Genomic DNA, 19,234 nt, shown 5'->3' on the forward strand with positions numbered 1-19,234 from the left:
CAACACCATTGACTTAAAATTGGCAAGCAGGTTTGCTCATGCCTCCCTCGCCCTCCCACGGTCACAGGAGCATGCCCATGAGTGCCTCAGCGAAGAGCGGTCCCCCGGCTCTGCCACGCTCGCTCGGCGTCATCGACGGCGTCGCGCTCGCCGCCTCCAACACCGCGGCGACCACCAGTCTCGGCATCGGCATGGGCACGCTCGCGGCGACCGTGGGCGCCCAGGCGCCGGCGATCCTGCTCGTCGCGTTCGTGCCGATGCTGGGCATCGCCGCCGCGTACGCCCGGTTGAGCCGGGACGAGCCCGACATGGGCTCCGGCTACACCTGGGTCGGCAAGTCGCTCGGGCCGTGGCTCGGGTTCCTCACCGGCTGGGTCACGCTGGTCGGCACCGTCATCTTCATGGCGTACACCAGCGCGGTGACCGGCTCCGTGGTGCTCCAGTTCGGCCGGAAGGCCGGGCTGCGCGAAGTGCTCGGCATCCGTCTGGACCCCAACTCGACGGGTTTCAGCACCGCCGTCGGCCTGCTCGTCCTGGCGGCCGTCACCGTCACCGCAGTGACCGGTGTGCGCAAGGCGACGCGCTTCCAGACCGGACTCCTCGTCTTCGAGTACGCGGTGCTCCTGATCTTCTGCGGCCTGGCCCTCACCCAGGGGGATCACGCCTTCCAGTGGTCGTGGCTGAACCCCTTCGCCATCGCCGACGGCACGGCGTTCGCCCAGGGGCTGGTGCTCGCGGTGTTCTTCTTCTGGGGCTGGGACGCGGCGTTCAGCGTCGCCGAGGAGACGAAGGACGTACGGGATGTGGGCCGCGGCGGGTTCATCGCGCTGTTCTCGATGCTCGCGCTCTTCCTGTACGGATCGGTCGCCTTCCAGCGGGAGTTGAGCCTCCCGGAGCTGATCGCCGAGGGGCCGCAGGGACTGACCCACCTCGGCGGGAAACTGGCGGACGAGCCGTGGGCGAGCCTGCCGCTGCTCGCCCTCATGTGCTCCGCGGTGGCGTCCCTCCAGTCCACCGTCATCCCCACCGCCCGCGGCCTGCTCGCCATGGGACGGGACCGGACGATGGGGCCGGTGTGGAGCCGGATCAGCCCCCGCTTCGGCTCCCCGGCGATCGGCACGGTCCTCGTCACCGTGATCGCCGCCGCGGTCGCGGTGCTCGCCCTCGCCATCCCCAGGCTGAACGAGATGATCCTCACCGCCGTCAACTCCATCGGCCTGATCGTGGCCCTCTACTACGGCCTGACGGCACTCGCCTGCGCGGTGCGCTTCCGCGCCCTGCTGCGGACCCGCCCCGCGCAGGCGCTGCACGCCGTCGTCGCCCCCACCGCGGCCGGACTCGTCCTGCTCGGCATGGGCGGCTACCTCGGCTACTCCTACCTGACCATGAGCGACCACTTCGAACTCAGCCCGGACAACGGCTGGTTCATGCTGGCGGTGCCCACGGCCATCGTCGTCTCCGGCCTGGTGATGGCGGCGTGGGCGAAGTACGGGCGCCGCTCGCCCTACTTCGCGTCCGACAGGACCCCGCAGAGCACGGCCGGGCGGACCGCACCCGAAACCGTGTGACGCCACCGCTCGACCCAGCCCCCCCCGACAGACCCCCGAAACCGCAAGGAGCCGTTCCATGCCCGACGCCGCCCCCGCCGACCTCGTCCTCACCGGCGGTCCGGTCCACACCACGTCCCCCGCACGGCACCGCGCCACCTCGGTCGCCGTGCGCGGCGAGCGCATCGTCGCCGTCGGCCACGACGAGGTGCGCGAGCTCATCGGCCCGCGCACCGAAGTCGTCAACCTAGAAGGCAAGTTGCTGGTACCCGGCTTTCAGGACGCGCACGTGCACCCGGTCGGGGGCGGCCTGGAAATGGGCCAGTGCGATCTGAGCGGCACGACGTCCCTGACGGAGTATCGGCGACTGATCGACGATTACGCCCGCGCCCACCCGGAAGCCGAATGGATCACCGGTGGCGGCTGGGCCATGGAGGCGTTTCCCGGCGGCCTGCCCACCGCGACGGAACTCGACGCGCTGGTGCCCGACCGCCCCGTCTACCTGGTCAATCGCGACCATCACGGCGCCTGGGTCAACTCCCTTGCCCTGGAACGAGCGGGCATCGACGCCGGGACACCCGACCCGGCGGACGGCCGCATAGAACGCGAGGCGGACGGCGCGCCCACGGGCATGCTCCAGGAGGGCGCGGCCAACCTGGTCGGCCGCCTGCTCCCGCCGGTCACCCTGGAGGAGAAGATCACCGGCCTGCTGCGCGCCCAGGCCTACCTGCACTCGCTCGGCGTCACGGCCTGGCAGGACGCCCTGCTCGGCGAGCACGCCAATCTGACCGACGCTACCGATGCCTATCTCGCGACGGCGGACGACGGACGGCTGACCGCGCGGGTGGTCGGCGCCCTGTGGTGGGACCGGGCACGCGGCACCGAGCAGATCGAGGAACTGGTCGCCAGGCGTGCGGCGGGCAGCCGGGGCCGGCTCACCTGCCCCAGCGTCAAGATCATGCAGGACGGGGTGGCGGAGAACGGCACGGCGGCGCTGCTCGGCCCCTACCTGGACGGCTGCGGCTGCGCGTCGGACAACAGCGGCATCAGCTTCGTACCGCCCGAGGCGCTGAAACGGTACGTCACCGAGCTCGACGCGCACGGCTTCCAGGTGCACTTCCACGCGCTCGGCGACCGGGCCGTCCGTGAAGCCCTCGACGCGGTCGAGGCGGCACGGAACGCCAACGGCTTCACCGACACCCGGCCGCACCTGGCCCACCTGCAAGTGGTGCATCCCGAAGACATCGGCCGCTTCCGGCAGTTGGGGGCGAGCGCCAACATGCAGCCGCTGTGGGCGGCGCACGAGCCGCAGATGGACGACCTGACGATCCCGTTCCTGGGGCCGGAGCGCAGCGGGTGGCAGTACCCGTTCGGGGCGCTGCTGCGCGCGGGGGCCACCCTCGCGGCGGGCAGCGACTGGCCGGTGTCGAGCCCCGACCCGCTCCAGGGCATCCATGTCGCCGTCAACCGGGTGCTGCCCGACGCGCCGGAGGGCACCGAGGCGTTCCTGCCCGGGCAGCGGATCGACCTGGGCGCCGCGCTGGCCGCGTACACGGCGGGCAGCGCCCACGTGAACCACCTGGACGCGGTGACCGGCACGATCGCGCCCGGATACCTCGCCGACTTCGCGGTGCTTGACCGCGATCCGTTCGCCGCGCCGACGGACGAGATCGCGGCCACGAGGGTGGAGCAGACCTTCGTCGGAGGGCAGCGCGTGTACGCGGCGGACTGAGCCGGGCGCGCCGGTGTGCGCCGCGGCGCCTGTCAGCAGCACCGTTTGACCATTCCATGGGCCGGCCTATGCCGGCTCACTACCTCCTTCGGGTAGACGGCGCCCCATGGGATCTTTGAGTTCGCCGGTGCTGCTGATGTTGTTCATGGCCAGTGCGGCCGTCATCTGGTACGCGGGCATCAAGCTGTCCGACACCACCGATGTCCTGGCGGAACGTCTCCATCTGGGGGGTGCCCTCGGCGGGCTCATCCTGTTGGCGATCGCGACCAACCTGCCGGAGATCGCCATCACCGTCTCGGCCGCGATGGCCGGCCAGCTGGACGTCGCCGTCGGCAACATACTCGGCGGCATCGCCATCCAGACCGTCGTCCTTGCCGTCCTGGACGCGGCCGGGGTCCGTCCCCGCGCGTCGCTGACCCGCCTGGCCGCCAGCCTGCAGCTGGTGCTCGAAGGCGCGCTCGTGGTGGTGATCCTGGCCGTGGTCGTCATGGGCACCCAGCTCTCGCCCGGCCTGCACGCCGCGCGTCTGGCCCCGGCGTCGGTGGCGATCGCCGCGCTGTGGGCGATCGGCCTGGTGCTGCTGAACCGGGCGGGCCGGGGCCTGCCCTGGCGGGAGGGCGGTGACGCCCCGGACACCCAGCCCGAGCCGCGCGGCCACTCCCGCGGGAAGAAGGAAAAGGCCGCCACCGACCAGGGGGTCGGCACCCGCGGTGCCGCACTCGTCTTCGCGGCGGCGGCGCTGGCGACGCTGGTGGCGGGTGTGGTCATCGAACGCAGCGGCGAGGAGTTCTTCGCCCGGCAAGGGCTGAGCGGTGTGCTGTTCGGCGCGACCGTCCTGGCCGCGGCCACCTCCCTGCCCGAGGTCAGCACCGGACTGACCTCCACGAAGCTGGGCGACTACCAGCTCGCCATCAGCGACATCTTCGGCGGCAACGCCTTCCTGCCCGTCCTGTTCCTCCTGGCCACCGTCATCTCCGGCGAGCCCGTCCTGCCGGCCGCGCACGACACCGACATCTACCTGACCGCGCTCGGCATCGTCCTCACCGTCATCTACATGGCGGGGCTCATCTTCCGCCCCCGCCGCCTGTACGCGCGCATGGGCATCGACAGCGTCGCCGCCGTCGTCGTCTACGTGATCGGCATCGCGGGCCTGGCAACCATCGCCACGTGAACCTCCCCGGGTGAGAGGGTCCGCCGATGAGTTTCCGGCCGCCGCGTGGTCTACCCGTCAACGAAGGGAGCACACCATGCGCAAGATCATCGTTTGTACGTTCCTGACGCTCGACGGCGTCATGCAGGCACCGGGCGGTCCGGACGAGGACACGGCGAGCGGCTTCGAGCACGGGGGCTGGCAGAAAGCGGTGACCGACGACGAGGTCGGCGCGGCCATCGCGGGCTGGTACCAGCACTCGGACGCGATGCTGCTCGGCCGCAAGACGTACGAGATCTTCGCGTCGTACTGGCCGACCGCCGATCCCGCCAACCCCTTCACCGAGCGGATGAACAGCACCCGCAAGTACGTGGCGTCCCGGACGCTGACGTCCCTCGCGTGGCAGAACTCCACGCTGCTTGAGGGCGACATCAGCGAAGCCCTGCGCGAGCTGAAGGCATCCGACGGCGGCGACATCACCGTCGTCGGCAGCGGGGATCTCGCCCAGACCCTCATCCGGCACGACCTCGTCGACGAGTACCGGCTGACCATCCACCCGGTGATCATCGGCACCGGCAAGCGGCTCTTCGCCGACGGGGCGATCCCCACCGCGCTGGAGCCGGTAAGCGTCTCGACGACGAAGGGCGGCACCGTCCTAGGCGTCTACCGGCCCAGCGGCAAGCCCAGTTACGACAGTTACTAGAGCCTGTCTCCGGGACCATGAAATGTGATCGCCAGCCCACGGCGAGTGGTTGAAGCAGCTCATATCCCGACAGTTGCTTCTGGTGGCCGGGCGCCAGGTGCCTCTGGTCGGTGGTGTCTACCTCGCCCCCCGGATGCCCGCCGAAGAACTTGACCGGCTGCTCTCCACCGATCCGTATGTCCTCAAGGGTGTCGCCTCGCACAGCGTCGTGGAGTTCACCCCGCTGCTGGTCGCGGCAGCGCAGACGTATGCCCTCTCGACCTCCGGCACGGCCCGGTTACCTCCGCGTGACGTCCTTGACGAAGACGACGCCGTCGCACTCCGCCAGGCGGGCCGGATCCAGTGGCGCGTAGCCGAACCAGGGGGAGACGCGGAGCGCGGGCCGCGTCTCCTCCGAGACCGCGGCCAACTCCGTGCCACCAAGGACGCAGCGGTCCTCGGGGAGCGCGTACAGGAGGCCTTCGACGGTGTCCGGCGGGGGCGTGCCCACCCCCTGGTGCCGAATCGTGCCGAGCGCCGTGGCCACGAAGGCGTACGCGTCGCCGAGCCGGCCGCTCACCAGCGCCCCGGCACCCCACCACTCGACCGGATCCCCACCCATCCGCATCGCGCTCTTCGACCGCTGGAGGTGGGCGTTCTGGGCGTGGACGAGCGCCGGTCCCCGGTCGGCGAGGGCGAGGATGTTGTGGGCCATCATCTGGTCCCGCGCGCCGACCAGCCGCGCCATGCGCGCCGGTGAGGTGTCGGCCATCCAGTGGTGGTAGCGCAGCAGACCGGTCGCGGTGCGCCCGTACAGGCGCGCGCGGTCCCAGTCGTCCCGCGAGGACACCGCCCTCAGGTGCGGCGCCTGCTGGTCGAGCAGTGCCACCAGGTCGTCGGCGAGCAGCCGCAACCGGCCGGCCTCGGCGGACCGCCCCACGGACCGCGACGGATCCATCATCACGGCGGGGTCGGTCCACCGTTCGTCGGCGCCGAGCAGTCCGTCGAGGGTCTCCGCGGCGCACGGGAGCAGCTCCGCGTCCACCCGGTCCGCGAGGAAACCGTGGAGTGCGGTGAGGGCTTGTCGGGGGCTCGCCGCGTGGGTGATCTCCAGGGGGCCGTCGAAGCCGGCGAAGCGGAGCCGCTCGGGGGCGGGCCGGCCGGCCCGGTCGGCGCGGACGTTGTACGCGCGCATCCAGCGCACCAGCTCGCGGTTGGCGGTGGAGGCGCCCCAGCCGTGGCTGATCCCCCGCTCCATGACGTCGTCGAGGGTGCCGGTGCCCGAGGTGACGTAGTCGTCGACCCTCATCCCCATGAGGCAGTCGCTCTCGATCGCGATCGTCCGGTACCCCTCCTCCTCCACGAGCTGCCGGAAGAGTTCGTTGCGGAGTTCGAGCAGGGCGTCCTCGCCGTGGGTCGGCTCGCCCAGGGCGAGGAGCCGGGGCCGCGCGGGAAACAGCTCCATGACGGCGGCGGCGTCGACGGTACGGGTGATCTGCTTGAGGTCGGTAGCCATGCCTTCGACGCTATCGTTGAACCCTCTGTGGAGACTTTGCCGCGATACGGTCGCCTCCATGGGGAAAAACCTTCAAAGCCGGGAGCGGCTGAGACCCGTCGACCTGGCGCGCGAGCACGGTCTGTCCACGCAGGCGATCAGGAATTATGAGGAGGCCGGCATCCTCCCGGACGCCGACCGCACCCCCCACGGCTACCGCGCCTACACCCCCCTGCACGCCGGCGCCCTGCGCGCCTTCCTCGCCCTCGTGCCGGGCCACGGCCACCGGACGGCGACGTCGATCATGCGAGCGGTCAACCGGGGCGAGGTGGACGAGGCGTTCCGCCACATCGACGAGAGCCACGCCCAACTCCTCGACGACCGGCACACCCTGCGAGCCGTGGAAGACGCCCTCCGCGACCTGGCGCCCGACACGACGCACGACCGGCCGGGCACACGCCCCGGGCCCGCCGCCGCGCCGGGAGCCGACCCCGCGTTCATCGGTCCCCTGGCGCGCAGACTCGGCATCCGCCCCGCCACCCTGCGCAAATGGGAGCGCGCCGGGCTGGTGAGCCCCCGACGCGACCCGCGCACCGGCTACCGCGTCTACGACGAGTCCGACGTGCGCGACGCCCGGCTCGCCCACCAACTCAGGCGCGGCGGATACCTGTTGGAGCAGATCGCCCCGCTGATCGCACACGTGCGGGCGGCGGGCGGGCTCGAACCGTTGGAGGAGGCGCTGAGCGACTGGCACAAACGGCTCTCGGCCCGCGGGCGGGCCATGCTGGCCGGGGCCGCCGAGCTGGAGACGTACCTCCGCATGCGCGGCTGAGCCACCTGCGCCCTGGATGCGGCTCCGTTCACCCACCGGCGGGGGAAAAGGCGGCGGCGAGCACATCCGCGCCCGTGATCCGTACAACCAAGCGAGGTGATCACTCGATCGTGACTTCCTCCTCTCTGTGGTCCCGCGCGCGGTGATCCTGGGGAGGACGGCGCTCACCGGCGTCGCCCTGGAGTGGTGTGGGTGGGGGAGTGCCATGACGCAAGAGACCGGTCGCGGCGGGGGCCCGGACGAGCGTGCCGTCCTGCTGGTGGCGGGGATGGCCGACCTGGCGGTGAGCACGCTGGGTGCGGTGCTCGGGACGGTGCGGGGGCTGCTTCGCCGCTCGGACGCCGCCGAGATGGTGTCGGACGCAGAGCACGAATTGCTGGCGCGCGGACGCCTGGCGCTCGACCGGTACGCCGCCGCGCCCCCGGCCCACCTGGAAGTCCTCGCCCGACAGGCCCTGGCCCGGCGGGCCCGCGATGACCACTGACCGGTGGGAGCCGGCCGCGTTCAAGGCGCGCGTCGACGGGGTGTTGCAGCCGTTCGTCGCCGAGGAAGCGGACCGGTTCGCGGAGATCGACGAGGCGCTCCTGCCGGTGGCCGGGCAGCTGACCGCCGCGGTCGCGGACGGCAAACGCCTGCGCGCGGCGTTCTGCTACTGGGGCTGGCGGGCCGTGGGGCAACCGGACAGCGACGTGCTGGTGCGGGCCGCGGCCGCCATGGAGCTGGTGCACGCCGCCGCCGTCGTGCACGACGACCTCATCGACGACAGCGCGCTGCGGCACGGCCGCCCGACCGCGCATGTCGCCCTGCGCGGTGCCGTCCGCGGCCGACCGCGCGCCGTCGCCGCCGCCCGGTCGTTGGCGATGCTGGTGGGGGACCTGCTGGTGGGGCTTGCCGGGCAGCTCTTCACGACCAGTGGTCTGCCGGCCGCGTATCTGGCCCGCGCCCGCCCGCTCTGGTCCGTGCTGGCACGGGAGTTGATCGCGGGGGAGTGCCTGGAGATCCTCCGCACCGGGGCCGAGCCGGACACCGCGGCCTCACTGAAGGTGATCCGGTACAAGACCGCCAAGTACACCGTCGAGCAACCCCTGCTCATCGGCGGCGCCTTGGCGGGAGCCTGCGGACGGCTGCGCGAGGGGTACTCCGCCTACGGTCTGCCGCTGGGCGAGGCGTTCCAGCTGCGGGACGACCTGCTCGGCCTGTTCGGAGACCCGGAGCGCACCGGGAAGGCCAACGCCGACGACGTATGCGGCCACCGGCCCACCGCTCTGCTGGCGGAGACCTGGCGCCTCGCCGGAGACGACGACCGGCTCCGGCTCCGTGGCCTCCTGGGCCGCCGCGACCTGGACGCCGACGGTCTGCGCGCGGTGCGCGAGGTGATGCGCCGGCTGAAGACGCCCGACCGCGTCGAGGGCATGATCACCGCGCGCGTCGGCGAAGCGCTCGACGCCCTGCACGAGTTGAACGTCCCACCGCCCGCCGCCGCTGCCCTGACCGAGCTGGCGCACTCGGCGGCCGCCCGCCACTCCTGACCCACCCGAAGACGCGTCCCGGGTGACCCGCCCGCCACGTACACCACCCCCGTGAAAGACAAGGAACTCCGCCATGACCTACACCGACGCGTCGATGGACGCGCTCAGGGGAGCCGGGGATGAACTCGCCGACGCCACCGTCGCCACGCTCTTCGCACGCGGAGAGGTCGGCAAGTTCAACACCCTGATGCGGTACGTCTCCACGGCGGGCGCGCCCCTGCCGGACGGGCTGCCCGACGTCGCCCGGGAGTACCTGCGGGCCACGAGCGTCCCCCCGGCCTGGGTCGACTGGGAGGAGATGGAGAAGGCCCGGCTGTTCTTCATCGACAACAACGTGCACATCTCCACCGCCCTGTCCTTCGCCTCCATGCCCGCCTGCTACGTCGTCCCGCACGTGGCGAAGCTCCTTTCGACCACCCACGGACTGCGGTACCCCTCCAAACGGATGGCGGAGACCGGCCAGTTCACCGTCTACCTCATGCGGCCGGACGCCTTCGAGGCCGGCGGCCGGTTCATCCCCGCAGCCCAGAAGGTGCGGCTGCTGCACGCCTCGATCCGCCACCATCTGAAGCGGGAGAAACGCTGGGACACCGAAGCACTCGGGACGCCGATCTGTCAGGAGGACATGATCGGCGGCCAGATGTTCTTCTCCCTGCTGGTCCTCGACAGCCTGCACCGCCTCGGCATCCACATGTCGACGGAGGGCGCGGAGGCGTACTACTACGCCTGGCGCGTGGTCGGCGCCATGCTCGGCGTCGACCAGGAGGCCGTGCCCGAAACGCTCGACGAGGCCCGCCACTTCCTGGACCTGTACATGCTGCGGCACATGGGCCCCTCGGCGGAGGGCGTGGAGCTGACCCGGCAACTGATCGACCTCTACGAAGAGGTCGTGCCCGGCACCTTCCTCGACCCCCTCGTCTCCGCGCTCATCCGCCACCTGACCGGCGACACCTGCGCCGACTGGCTCCACGTCCCCCGCACCCCCTGGGACACCGTCGTCAAGGCCGTGCCCCACCTGCTCGGCGTCCTGGAGACCATCGAGGACCGCTCACCCCTCGGCGCCCGGGTCCTGGACCGGCTCGGACATCTGACCGCGATCCTCGAACTCTCCTCCCTCACCCGCGGCCGCGTCATGCACTACGCCATCCCCGAGCAGCTCAAGAAGGAGTACGGCGTCCCCGACACGGCCGCCCGCACCCGCCGTTGGACCCCACCCGCCCCCACGGTCGCCCACTGACCCCCCGGCGGGTGCTAGCGGTACGTCCAGGCCGCCGCCTGACCGGCGAGTTCGAGCACGGTGGGAGCGGTGGTGCCGCCGAGGTGGCCGTACTCGACCGCGATCACTATCAAGAGGCGCTCGGGCAGGCCCAGATGGGGGTAGAAGTCCCGCTGGATCAAGTCGTCCATCGCCTTCTCCGCGGACATCCCGGCCTCGAACCGCAGCCGTACCTCGCGCTGCACCGTCCGCAGGTAGACCAGGTGCTCCTCGAGCCCCGCCTGGTCCGTCGGGCGGCCGTGGCCGGGGATGACGACCCGCGGATCGAAGCCGAGGACGAGTTCGCAGGCGTCGATGATGTTCTGCAGCGGACCGGCCCAGTGCGGCGGGTGGTCGCCGTGGAAGAAGATGTCGCCGGTGCAGACGACGTCCCCGACGCGGGCCACCAGGTCCCCGACGTGGTGGGCCGGCCCCACTTCGTGCAGCTCGACCTCCAGGTCGCCCACGGCGAACGTGTGCCGGCCGGAGAACGTCCGCGTCGGCGGGGCCAGCCGGGCCGACGCGAAGTCGAAGACGCCGAAGTGCTCGCGCAGATACCGGCCCAACGGGGCGTCGGCGGGCGCCTGGTGCACCAGCGCGTGCATCTCCTGCGGCGTCGGCTCGTGGTGGAGATGGTCGTACCCGGCACGCGTGGCGATGATCTCGGCGTCGGGGAACAGATAGTTGCCGAAGGTGTGGTCGCCGTTCGCGTGCGTATTGACCACGGTTCCCACGGTGCGTTCGCCGAGATGGGGGCGGGCCGCGGCGATCATCGCCTCGGTCAGCGGCCCGTCGTACGGGGTGTCGATGACGGCCGCGTCGGGGCCGGAGATGATCCACAGACAATTCGCGTAGCCCCAGAGGCCGGTGCCCTCGGGCGCCCACAGATGCAGTCCTTCGGCGCCGGGTACCGCGGTGAGCTGGGTAGGGAGGTTCATGGGCGCATTGTGTCCGACCCCGGCACGGCACCGGGCAACGGGGTCGGACACACGTACGCACCGCGGCGTAGGCCCTACGGGCGGACGGCCACCGCGTCCACCTCGAACAGCATGCCCGGAAGCGCGAGCGAGGCCACACCGCTCAGGGTCTGCGCCGGAAGCCGCTCGCCGAAGCGGGCGTGCACGACCTTGCCCAACTCCTCCAGCTTCGCCATGTCGTGGTCGACGATGAACGTCCCGAGCCGCACCACGTGCTCGAAACCGAGCCCCACCGCTTCGAGCGCGGACCCCAACCGGTCGAAGGCCAGCTCCACTTGGTCGGCGAAGGGACCCGCCACCGGGCTTCCGGTGGCGTCGGACGCGTACTGCCCGGCGATGAAGACGAGTTCACCGGAGGCCGAGACGGCGTGGCTGTAACCGAACGGGGTCGGGTCGTGGAGGGCGGTCGGATTGGTGATCGTGCGCTGATCATTCGTCATGTCAGCTGCAACATCACGACGAGTCCCGTCCATTCCGGCCTGGGCGCGATATGTCAGTCCGTCGCCGGATTCCAGGTGGCCTCCGCGGCCTCGACCGTGGGGTACGCGGGGAAGACCTCCTCCAGGCCCGCGATGCGCAAGACGCGGTGGACGCGGTCGGGCACCGCGGCAAGCACGATGGCCGCGTCCGCGGCCAGGGCGTGGTTGCGGGCGGCGATCAGGACGGTGATGCCGGTCGAGTCGCAGAACGTGAGACCGCCGAGATCGAGGACGAGTCGCCGGCCGGGACGCAGGTCGAGCCCGCGGAGTGAGGCCCGCGCGTCCGGGGCGGTGCGGTGGTCCAGCTCGCCGGTGAGCGCCATGACCGGGCCGGCCGGGGTGTCACGGATGTGGACGGTGAGTAGCCGGGTCACTGCTGCTCTTCACTGGTGGGTCTCACCGGCGTCGCTCCGGGGTCGGGGGAGGGGGCGGGGACGGGCACGTTGATGGCGAGGACGGCGGTGTCGTCGTCCACCCCGGTGCCGAAGGAGTCGAGGAGTTCGCGGACGGCGGCGATCGTCTCCGTGGCGGTGGCGGGTGCCTGCGCGCGGGCGAAGTCGAGGAGGGCTTCGTCGCCGTAGCGCTCGCCCGAACGCTCGCCGGCGCGGGTGCGCGCGGTGTGGGCCTCGGTGAGGCCGTCGGTGTACAGCAGCAGAGTGTCGCCGGCCTCAAGACGGACCGTCGTGGTGGCGATGTGCGCGTTCGGCAGGACACCGATGAGCTGGCCCCCGGGCGTCGGCAGGTAGTCGGCGGTGCCGTCGGCCCGCAGCAGTACCGCGGCCGGATGCCCGCCGCTGGCCAGCGTCACGCGGAACGCGCCGTCGTCGCCCTCCGGGGTCATGAGACCGAAGATGACGGTGCAGTAACGCGGGTCGGTCCCGTTGTACTCGTGGTTGAGGACGGTGTTGAGATTGCTCAGCACGGCCGCCGGATCCGGGTCGTAGACCGCGGCCGCCCGCAGGGTGTAGCGGGCGAGCGAGGTGATGGCGGCAGCGGCGGCGCCCTTGCCGCAGACGTCGCCGAGGAAGAGCCCCCATGTGCCGGCGGCCAGCGGGAACAGGTCGTAGAAGTCTCCGCCGACCTCATCGGCCGAAGCGACGTGGTAGTACGCGGCGACGTCCAGGCCGGGCACGTTCGCCAGGGTCGGCGGCAGCAGCGTCCGCTGCAGCGTGGCATTGAGGCGCTGCAGGCGTTCCCGCTCCCGCTCGGCCTCCTGGCGGGCGCGCAGCAGCTCCTTCTCGTAGGTGCGGCGGTCGCGGGCGTCGAAGACGGTGGTACGGATCAGCAGCGGCTGGCCGTCGCTGCCCGTCTTCACCACGGAGGTGACCAGGACGGGAAGGCGGGTGCCGTCGACGGCCTTGAGTTCCAGGGCGATCCCGCTGATCTCGCCCTGCATGCGCAGCAGCGGCGCGAAGTGGGTCTCGTGGTACAGCCGTCCGCCGACGGTCAGCAGGTCGGAGAAGTGCTTGCGGCCCACCAGGTCGTCGCGCTCGTACCCGAGCCAGTCCAGCAGCGTGGCGTTGACCTTGGCGATCTGGCCGTCCAGCAGGGTGGACAGGTAACCGCACGGGGCGTGCTCGTACAGGTCCTCCGCACTGTCCTCCAACAGCGCGGAGAACTGCGCCTGTTGACGGTCCCGCTCCCGCTCCGGGTCCCGCTCCCGGTCTCGCTTGGGGTCCCGGTCCGGGTCCTGGCCGTCCGCCTCCTCGCCGGTCTCGCACATCATCTGGCGGCACCCGCGAACGCGGCGATGACCGCGGCGGTCTCCTCCGGCGCGGAGAGCTGGGGGCAGTGGCCCGTCGCGTTCAGGGTCACCAGCCGGCTGCCGGGGATCTGGGCCTGCACGAACGCGCCGACCTCGGGCGGAGCGATCGCGTCACTGGAGCACTGGGCGACCAGCGTCGGCACGGGGACCCGGGCGAGGTCCGCGCGGTTGTCGGAGAGAAAGGTCACGCGCGCGAAGACACGCGCGATGTCCGGGTCGGTGCGGCAGAAGCTGTTGGTGAGCTCCTCGCCCAGCTCGGGGCGTTCCGGATTGCCCATGATGACCGGTGCCATGGCACCCGACCAGCCCAGGTAGTTCGCCTCCAGGGAGTCAAGGAGCTCATCGATGTCCTCGGCGCTGAAACCGCCCCGGTAGCCGGTGGACGGATCGTCGATGAAGCACGGGGAGGGCGCGAGCAGCACCAGCCCGGCGAAAAGTTCCGGTTTCCTCGCCGCGGCAAGCACTCCCACCATGGCGCTCACCGAATGGCCGACGAACGTCACGGGTCCGAGCGCCAACTCGTCGCAGATCTCCAGGACATCGTCGACGTACCCGTCGAGGGAGGAGTAGCGCTCCCGGCTCCACGCCGCCAGATCCGAACGCCCCGCGCCCACGTAATCGAAGACGACGACCCGGAAGTCGCGTTCCAGGACCGGCACGACCAGGCGCCACATGTTCTGGTCGCATCCGAACCCGTGCGCGAGCATCAGCACGGGTCCGTCGGCTCGCCCGGTCACCGTGACGTGGTTCCTGCTTCGTACATCCATACGGTCCATCCTTACAGACGCAGAGGTCAGAGGCCGCCCGGGCACGGTGGAGACGAGCGCCGGAGGCTCCCGACGGCTGCCGGCACCGGTCCCACCTCCGGCACCCTGTCCCTCCCGGGCGCCGTGTTCGATCATGGGGGGATGACTGCCTTCTACCACGTCTGCTTCGTCGTCCCCGACATCGAGCAGGCGATGCGGGACTTCCGGCGGTCCGCCGGGGTCGAGTGGAGCGAACCGGTCGCCGACCGGCTCGGCGGATGGGACTACCGCATCGTCTTCAGCGCCGGCGGGCCGCCGTTCATCGAACTCATCGAGGGGCCCGCGGGCAGCCCCTGGGACGCGACACAGGGGGCCCGCTTCGACCACATGGGCTTCTGGTCCGGCGATGTCCGGCGAGGTTCCCGGCGCCTGGAGGACGAGGGCCTGCCCGCCGACTTCTCCGGCTGCCCCTACGGCCGCCCGTTCGCCTATCACCGCATGGACAGCATCGGGGCACGCGTCGAACTCGTCGACATCAGCAGGCAGGCCGCCTTCCTCGACGCCTGGCACCCGGGCGGGGCACCGATGCCCGCCATCGACGAGGACAGATGACAGTCACCCCCGACTCCAGGGGGACGGCAGCGGGGCATGCGTCCGGGAACCCGTCCCGGCGGCGCCACCCTGGCCAAACCGGTCGACAAGACCTATCACGGCACGCAATCATGAGGTGACACAAGGTGAGGCCGTGCGTCGGTCGGTCGCACCGCGAGAGGGCTCCCCGTGGAACCATCAGAAGCAGACATCGTCCTCGACCGCGATGTGTTCATGCGGAGTCTCATCCGCGAACTGGCCCGCGTGCTCGAGGACGTGGTCGGCCTCGAGGAGGCGGCGGGATACGTCAGCCTCGTCAGCCAGACCATCGGCGGTGACCTCAACCGCCAGTACGCAAAGGCGCTCTCCGTCGACCGGCTCGACCGGGCGCAGGTCGCCCAGGTCATGGTCGACCTCAAGGGACGACTCGGCGGCGACTTCTTCGTCCTGGAGGAGAACGACCACCGCATCGTCCTCGGCAACCGCGTCTGCCCCTTCGGCGAGAAGGTCGTCGGCCGGCCCTCGATGTGCATGATGACGTCGAACATCTTCGGGACCATCGCCGCGGAGAACCTCGGCTACGCCCGCGTGGAGCTGGACAGGACCATCGCGCGGTGGGACGTGGGCTGCCGGGTCGTCGTCCACCTCCGCCCGCCCCGCGACGCGGACCAGAGCACGGGCCGTGAGTACTACGGCGACCTGCAGTGACCCGCGACGAAGCACTGATCCTCTTCCGGAAGATCACCGGCCTGCTCACGGAGCCGGTGCTGCTCGTCTCCGCCGACGCCCGGACCTTGGCGGCGAACCCCGCGGCGGCCCGGCTGCTCCCCGGCGTCGAGGACGGGCCGTCCCTGAGCTCCCTGGTCTCCGAGTCCGCCGCCGAGGTCGACGCACGCATCCGGCAGTGGCTGCGGACCGGCCACCCGACACCGGCCGGCCTCACCCTGCACGGCTACGACGGGTTGCGGGTGCGCTGCCGCTGCTTCGGCGCCCGCGCGCAGTGGCTGGCCGCCCCCACCGTCCACCTGCGGGCCGTCCGCATCGACCCCGGCGACCGCTTCCTGACGCTCAAGGAGCGGGTCAACGCCCTGGACCGCGAGCGCACGCTCCGCTTCCGCGCCACCGAGGACCGCCACGCGCTCACCAGCTCACTGGCCGCCGTCCACACCAGACTCGACCGCCTGCACGCGCTCATCGCGGAGCTCGGCACGGCCACCACCGCGGACGGTGTCGTTGGGGTGGTGGCCAAGCACGTCCCGCCGGTCCTCGGCTGCACCCGAGCAGATCTGCACCTCGCCCCGCCGAACCCGGCCCCCGCCCTCCTCCACGTCCAGATCCCCCCGCACGCCGTCCTCGCCCTCACCACGGACAGCACGCCCCCGCCCGAGCACCTGGAATCGGTGACGACGCTGATCGGCGGCGCGCTCAGGAGCGCCGGTGTCATACTCCCGCCGTCATAGTCCCCGGGAAGTCGCCAGAGGCATACGGAAGTCCGCGGTGCGCCCCTGTCCAAAGCGCACCGCGGACTTCTTTCCCCTCAGCGAGTGCCGACCGCCGCCCGGACGGCCCGGCGGGCCATCTGGCAGTCGTCGTGCAGCCGCCGCAGCAGCAGCCGCTGTTCCTCGCCGGACGGCGCGACACCGGGATGGGCCGGGCCCAGTGCCGTCGGGGCCGAGTCGTGCATCGAACGCTGCACGGCCGATTCGTACGTGCGGATCTCGCGGGTCAGGACCAGCATCAGGTTCACCAGGAACGCGTCGCGCGCCGCCGGACCCGCGGCCTGCGCCAGCTGGCTGATCTCGCGCCGGGCCACCGGGGCGTCACCGAGGACCGCCCAGAGCGTCGCCAGGTCGTACCCCGGCAGGTACCAGCCCGCGTGCTCCCAGTCGACCAGTACGGGACCGGCGGGCGAGAGGAGGATGTTCGACAGCAGGGCGTCGCCGTGGCAGAACTGCCACATCGCCTGGGAGCCGCCGCCCTGGTGCCCGGCCGAGTGGGCGATGCCGTGCAGCAGCTTCTGCAGGTCACCCATGTCACGGTCCGTCAGCAGGCCCAGCTCGTGGAAGCGGGAGATCCGCCGTCCGTAGTCCAGTGGCTTGCCGAACATCTCGGCGGGCGGCCGCCACTGGTTGAGGCGGCAGACGGAGCCCAGCGCAGCCCGGAGGTCAGCCCGGGGCGGGGACTCGATGGGGTGCCTGAGCAGGGCAGCCACCCGTCCCGGCATCCGTTCGATCACCAGCGTGCAGTCGTCGGGGTCGGCCGCGATGAGCCGCGGCGCCCGCACAGGCGGCCGGTGCCGGACGAACGAGCGGTAGGCCGCTATTTCGTGCCGGATCCGCTCGGCCCACACCGGTGAGTGATCGAGCAGGCACTTGGCGACGGCGGTGCCACGCCCCGCCGTGCCGATGAGCAGTACGGTGCGGCCGCTCCTGCGGAGCACCTGCACCGGGTTGAACTCGGGGCAGATCCGGTGCACCGAAGCAATCGCGGTGCGCAGTTGCGCCCCCTGGGGGCCGGACAAGTCGAGTCTCCCGCTGAGCGGTTGCGCGCCGGCACCCGCGACGCGGGGCACGCGGCCTGCGCCCAGCGGTGTGCCGGCGGGACGCACCGGCTCCAGGTAGGGGCCGTTCCCCGCGGAGGGGGGCATCTCGCGGCTCCGGTGGACCGGGGGGCGCGGGCGCAGCGGCCGGGGCGGGGCGGACACGGAGGACGATGCTGCGTACATGGGCGATACAGATCCCTTCGTGTGCCTGTGAATTGCGTGCGCCTCCCGGCCCGACCGCTTCGGGAGCACCCTGGGGAGTGCCTTGCGGCGACCGGGTCGGGGTGGCGCATTCCTACCTGACACCCGTTCTCCCCTGGCACACCATGTGGCGCACCCTGGCGAACCCTGGCGAATAGTCGCTCAGCAACTGACAGGCGGTTACTGTCAACTCAGCCGAGAACCTGGGGGCTTGACGTGAACGGACAACCCAACACCCGCCTGTCGGACCTGTTCGGCCTGGCCGGCTGGTCCAAGGGGGAGCTCGCGAGACTGGTGAACCGGCAGGCGGCGGCCATGGGCCACCCCCAACTGGCCACGGACACCTCGCGGGTGCGGCGGTGGATCGACATGGGAGAGATCCCGCGCGATCCGGTGCCTCGGGTGCTGGCTGTTCTGTTCACCGAGCGTCTCGGCCGTGTCGTGACCACTGAGGATCTAGGTCTGGTCCGGCACGGGCGCGCAGGGAAGCGGCGTGGCGACGGGAGTGTGGAGCACCCCGACGGCGTGCCATGGGCGCCCGAGCGGACGGCCGCGGTCCTCACCGAATTCACGGGAATGGACCTCATGCTCAACCGACGCGGCTTGGTGGGCGCGGGCGCTGCGCTTGCCGCAGGCTCCGCACTCAGCAGCGCCATGCACGACTGGCTGCACACCGATCCGGCCCTGGCGGCCGACGCCCCCCACATCGAGGATCCCCTGCACGCCGACCCCGCCGGGTTCGACCGCTATGAGGCCGCCCCCATCGGGTCCCAGGAGATCGAGGAACTGGAGCGCTCCGTCGAAGTGTTCCGCGCGTGGGACGCGGCCCGCGGCGGCGGGCTGCAGCGCAAGGCCGTGGTGGGCCAGCTCAACGAAGTGGGCGGCATGCTCGCCTACCGTCACCCCGACCATCTCCAGCGGCGCCTGTGGGGCGTCGCCGCCAACCTCGCGGTGCTCGCCGGGTGGATGTCGCACGACGTCGGCCTGGAGCCCACGGCGCAGAAGTACTTCGTCATCGCCGCGCACGCGGCCCGTGAGGGCGGCGACCGCCCCCGGGCCGGGGAGGCGCTCTCCCGGGCGGCGCGCCAGATGGTGCACCTCGGCAAGCCGGACGACGCCCTCGACCTGATGAAGCTCGCCCAGTCGGGCGCGGGCGACGAGGCGCTGCCCCGCACCCGGGCGATGCTGTACACCATCGAGGCGTGGGCGCACGCGTCGATGGGGCGCGGCCAGGCGATGCGGCGCACGCTCGGCATCGCCGAGGACCTCTTCGTGTCGGACAAGGGGGATGTGCCGCCACCGAGCTGGATGCAGATGTTCGACGAGGCGGATCTGCACGGCATGCAGGCCCTGGCCTACCGCACCCTCGCCGACCACGACTCGTCCGCGGCGAACGTCGCGCAGCGGCACGCGAAGGAGGCGATCGAGCTGCGGGCCAAGAACCGCGACCGGTCGCAGATCTTCGACTACATCTCGCTCGCCTCCGCCTGCTTCATCGCCGACGACCCCGAACAGGCCGACAGGTACGCCCGGTTGGCGCTGGTGTCGATGCGGGCCAACTCCTCACACCGCACCTGGGACCGGCTGCGCGAGATGTACCGGCTGACGGCGCAGTACGCCGGTTACCCGAAGATCCAGGATCTCCGTGAGGAGATCAAGCTGGCCCTGCCGAAGAGCCGCAGGGGGGCGGGAAGGACGGCGAGGGCGTAGC

19 protein-coding genes are annotated in these 19,234 nt (G+C 71.4%); 12 read left to right on the forward strand and 7 right to left on the reverse strand.

What is annotated here, in order from left to right:
- Window positions 1-77: 77 nt before the first annotated feature.
- The 4 genes from ACZ7DY_RS04325 to ACZ7DY_RS04340 all read left to right on the forward strand — a co-directional run bounded on the left by ACZ7DY_RS04325 (window position 78) and on the right by ACZ7DY_RS04340 (window position 5,132).
- Window positions 78-1,568, forward strand: coding sequence for an APC family permease (locus ACZ7DY_RS04325; protein WP_471129772.1), 1,491 nt, complete (start codon window positions 78-80; stop codon window positions 1,566-1,568).
- A gap of 58 nt (window positions 1,569-1,626) precedes the next feature.
- Window positions 1,627-3,279 carry an amidohydrolase gene (locus tag ACZ7DY_RS04330; RefSeq protein ID WP_471129775.1) on the forward strand — a complete coding sequence of 551 codons (1,653 nt, stop codon included), beginning with the start codon at window positions 1,627-1,629 and terminating at the stop codon, window positions 3,277-3,279.
- Between the two features lie 106 nt (window positions 3,280-3,385).
- A complete protein-coding gene (locus tag ACZ7DY_RS04335; protein ID WP_471129778.1) occupies window positions 3,386-4,450 on the forward strand; it encodes a sodium:calcium antiporter in 1,065 nt (354 codons plus the stop codon).
- Between the two features lie 76 nt (window positions 4,451-4,526).
- Window positions 4,527-5,132 carry a dihydrofolate reductase family protein gene (locus ACZ7DY_RS04340; protein WP_471129781.1) on the forward strand — a complete coding sequence of 202 codons (606 nt, stop codon included), beginning with the start codon at window positions 4,527-4,529 and terminating at the stop codon, window positions 5,130-5,132.
- Between the two features lie 277 nt (window positions 5,133-5,409).
- Here the strand turns inward: ACZ7DY_RS04340 and ACZ7DY_RS04345 are convergent, their stop codons facing one another.
- Window positions 5,410-6,627, reverse strand: a complete 1,218-nt coding sequence (locus tag ACZ7DY_RS04345; RefSeq protein ID WP_471129783.1) for an erythromycin esterase family protein — start codon at window positions 6,625-6,627, stop codon at window positions 5,410-5,412.
- Between the two features lie 58 nt (window positions 6,628-6,685).
- Here ACZ7DY_RS04345 and ACZ7DY_RS04350 point away from each other — a divergent pair, with 58 nt between their 5' ends.
- The 4 genes from ACZ7DY_RS04350 to ACZ7DY_RS04365 all read left to right on the forward strand — a co-directional run bounded on the left by ACZ7DY_RS04350 (window position 6,686) and on the right by ACZ7DY_RS04365 (window position 10,204).
- Window positions 6,686-7,438 carry a TioE family transcriptional regulator gene (locus ACZ7DY_RS04350; protein WP_471129785.1) on the forward strand — a complete coding sequence of 251 codons (753 nt, stop codon included), beginning with the start codon at window positions 6,686-6,688 and terminating at the stop codon, window positions 7,436-7,438.
- Between the two features lie 205 nt (window positions 7,439-7,643).
- The gene (locus ACZ7DY_RS04355) at window positions 7,644-7,922 is read left to right on the forward strand and encodes a polyprenyl synthetase (protein WP_471129788.1); all 279 of its coding nucleotides are present in this window, start codon (window positions 7,644-7,646) and stop codon (window positions 7,920-7,922) included.
- Window positions 7,912-8,967: a polyprenyl synthetase family protein gene (locus ACZ7DY_RS04360; RefSeq protein ID WP_471129791.1), complete on the forward strand. Its 1,056-nt coding sequence runs from the start codon at window positions 7,912-7,914 to the stop codon at window positions 8,965-8,967. The genes ACZ7DY_RS04355 and ACZ7DY_RS04360 overlap by 11 nt, the downstream gene beginning before the upstream one ends.
- Before the next feature lie 73 nt (window positions 8,968-9,040).
- A complete protein-coding gene (locus ACZ7DY_RS04365; RefSeq protein ID WP_471129793.1) occupies window positions 9,041-10,204 on the forward strand; it encodes an oxygenase MpaB family protein in 1,164 nt (387 codons plus the stop codon).
- 14 nt (window positions 10,205-10,218) lie between these two features.
- Here the strand turns inward: ACZ7DY_RS04365 and ACZ7DY_RS04370 are convergent, their stop codons facing one another.
- The 5 genes from ACZ7DY_RS04370 to ACZ7DY_RS04390 form a co-directional block, all read right to left on the reverse strand.
- A complete protein-coding gene (locus tag ACZ7DY_RS04370; protein ID WP_471129796.1) occupies window positions 10,219-11,160 on the reverse strand; it encodes an MBL fold metallo-hydrolase in 942 nt (313 codons plus the stop codon).
- Window positions 11,161-11,234: 74 nt separating this feature from the next.
- Complete coding sequence (locus ACZ7DY_RS04375; protein ID WP_471129799.1) at window positions 11,235-11,639, reverse strand: RidA family protein; 405 nt, start codon at window positions 11,637-11,639, stop codon at window positions 11,235-11,237.
- Window positions 11,640-11,692: 53 nt separating this feature from the next.
- Window positions 11,693-12,052 (reverse strand): STAS domain-containing protein, encoded by a 360-nt coding sequence (locus ACZ7DY_RS04380; protein WP_471129800.1) that lies wholly within the window; start codon window positions 12,050-12,052, stop codon window positions 11,693-11,695.
- Window positions 12,049-13,401, reverse strand: a complete 1,353-nt coding sequence (locus tag ACZ7DY_RS04385) for a PP2C family protein-serine/threonine phosphatase (RefSeq protein ID WP_471130229.1) — start codon at window positions 13,399-13,401, stop codon at window positions 12,049-12,051. The genes ACZ7DY_RS04380 and ACZ7DY_RS04385 overlap by 4 nt, the downstream gene beginning before the upstream one ends.
- A complete protein-coding gene (locus tag ACZ7DY_RS04390; RefSeq protein WP_471129802.1) occupies window positions 13,401-14,210 on the reverse strand; it encodes an alpha/beta fold hydrolase in 810 nt (269 codons plus the stop codon). Before ACZ7DY_RS04390 ends, ACZ7DY_RS04385 begins: the two co-directional genes overlap by 1 nt.
- A 141-nt stretch (window positions 14,211-14,351) precedes the next feature.
- Between ACZ7DY_RS04390 and ACZ7DY_RS04395 the strand changes: the two genes are divergently transcribed.
- The 3 genes from ACZ7DY_RS04395 (at window position 14,352) to ACZ7DY_RS04405 (ending at window position 16,240) form a co-directional block, all read left to right on the forward strand.
- A complete protein-coding gene (locus ACZ7DY_RS04395; protein WP_471129805.1) occupies window positions 14,352-14,801 on the forward strand; it encodes a VOC family protein in 450 nt (149 codons plus the stop codon).
- Window positions 14,802-14,969: 168 nt separating this feature from the next.
- Entirely contained in the window at window positions 14,970-15,488 is a 519-nt protein-coding gene (locus ACZ7DY_RS04400) for a methanogen output domain 1-containing protein (RefSeq protein ID WP_471129807.1), read from the forward strand.
- A complete protein-coding gene (locus ACZ7DY_RS04405) occupies window positions 15,485-16,240 on the forward strand; it encodes a PAS domain-containing protein (protein ID WP_471129810.1) in 756 nt (251 codons plus the stop codon). The genes ACZ7DY_RS04400 and ACZ7DY_RS04405 overlap by 4 nt, the downstream gene beginning before the upstream one ends.
- A 77-nt stretch (window positions 16,241-16,317) precedes the next feature.
- On the opposite strand, the gene ACZ7DY_RS04410 is transcribed toward ACZ7DY_RS04405, so the two are convergent.
- Window positions 16,318-17,505, reverse strand: a complete 1,188-nt coding sequence (locus ACZ7DY_RS04410; RefSeq protein WP_471129813.1) for an aminoglycoside phosphotransferase family protein — start codon at window positions 17,503-17,505, stop codon at window positions 16,318-16,320.
- Between the two features lie 234 nt (window positions 17,506-17,739).
- Here ACZ7DY_RS04410 and ACZ7DY_RS04415 point away from each other — a divergent pair, with 234 nt between their 5' ends.
- Window positions 17,740-19,233, forward strand: coding sequence for a DNA-binding protein NsdB (locus tag ACZ7DY_RS04415; RefSeq protein ID WP_471129816.1), 1,494 nt, complete (start codon window positions 17,740-17,742; stop codon window positions 19,231-19,233).
- Window position 19,234: the final 1 nt, after the last annotated feature.

Source organism: Streptomyces sp. NPDC037013 (genome assembly GCF_055607265.1).

Excerpts from the sequence above, each read along its gene's own strand:
- ACZ7DY_RS04325 (WP_471129772.1), top strand. The coding sequence starts at position 78 with ATGAGTGCCTCAGCGAAGAGCGGTCCCCCGGCTCTGCCACGCTCGCTC.
- ACZ7DY_RS04330 (WP_471129775.1), top strand. The coding sequence starts at position 1,627 with ATGCCCGACGCCGCCCCCGCCGACCTCGTCCTCACCGGCGGTCCGGTC.
- ACZ7DY_RS04335 (WP_471129778.1), top strand. The coding sequence starts at position 3,386 with ATGGGATCTTTGAGTTCGCCGGTGCTGCTGATGTTGTTCATGGCCAGT.
- ACZ7DY_RS04340 (WP_471129781.1), top strand. The coding sequence starts at position 4,527 with ATGCGCAAGATCATCGTTTGTACGTTCCTGACGCTCGACGGCGTCATG.
- ACZ7DY_RS04345 (WP_471129783.1), bottom strand. The coding sequence starts at position 6,627 with ATGGCTACCGACCTCAAGCAGATCACCCGTACCGTCGACGCCGCCGCC.
- ACZ7DY_RS04350 (WP_471129785.1), top strand. The coding sequence starts at position 6,686 with ATGGGGAAAAACCTTCAAAGCCGGGAGCGGCTGAGACCCGTCGACCTG.
- ACZ7DY_RS04355 (WP_471129788.1), top strand. The coding sequence starts at position 7,644 with ATGACGCAAGAGACCGGTCGCGGCGGGGGCCCGGACGAGCGTGCCGTC.
- ACZ7DY_RS04360 (WP_471129791.1), top strand. The coding sequence starts at position 7,912 with ATGACCACTGACCGGTGGGAGCCGGCCGCGTTCAAGGCGCGCGTCGAC.
- ACZ7DY_RS04365 (WP_471129793.1), top strand. The coding sequence starts at position 9,041 with ATGACCTACACCGACGCGTCGATGGACGCGCTCAGGGGAGCCGGGGAT.
- ACZ7DY_RS04370 (WP_471129796.1), bottom strand. The coding sequence starts at position 11,160 with ATGAACCTCCCTACCCAGCTCACCGCGGTACCCGGCGCCGAAGGACTG.
- ACZ7DY_RS04375 (WP_471129799.1), bottom strand. The coding sequence starts at position 11,639 with ATGACGAATGATCAGCGCACGATCACCAATCCGACCGCCCTCCACGAC.
- ACZ7DY_RS04385 (WP_471130229.1), bottom strand. The coding sequence starts at position 13,401 with ATGTGCGAGACCGGCGAGGAGGCGGACGGCCAGGACCCGGACCGGGAC.
- ACZ7DY_RS04390 (WP_471129802.1), bottom strand. The coding sequence starts at position 14,210 with ATGGATGTACGAAGCAGGAACCACGTCACGGTGACCGGGCGAGCCGAC.
- ACZ7DY_RS04395 (WP_471129805.1), top strand. The coding sequence starts at position 14,352 with ATGACTGCCTTCTACCACGTCTGCTTCGTCGTCCCCGACATCGAGCAG.
- ACZ7DY_RS04410 (WP_471129813.1), bottom strand. The coding sequence starts at position 17,505 with ATGTACGCAGCATCGTCCTCCGTGTCCGCCCCGCCCCGGCCGCTGCGC.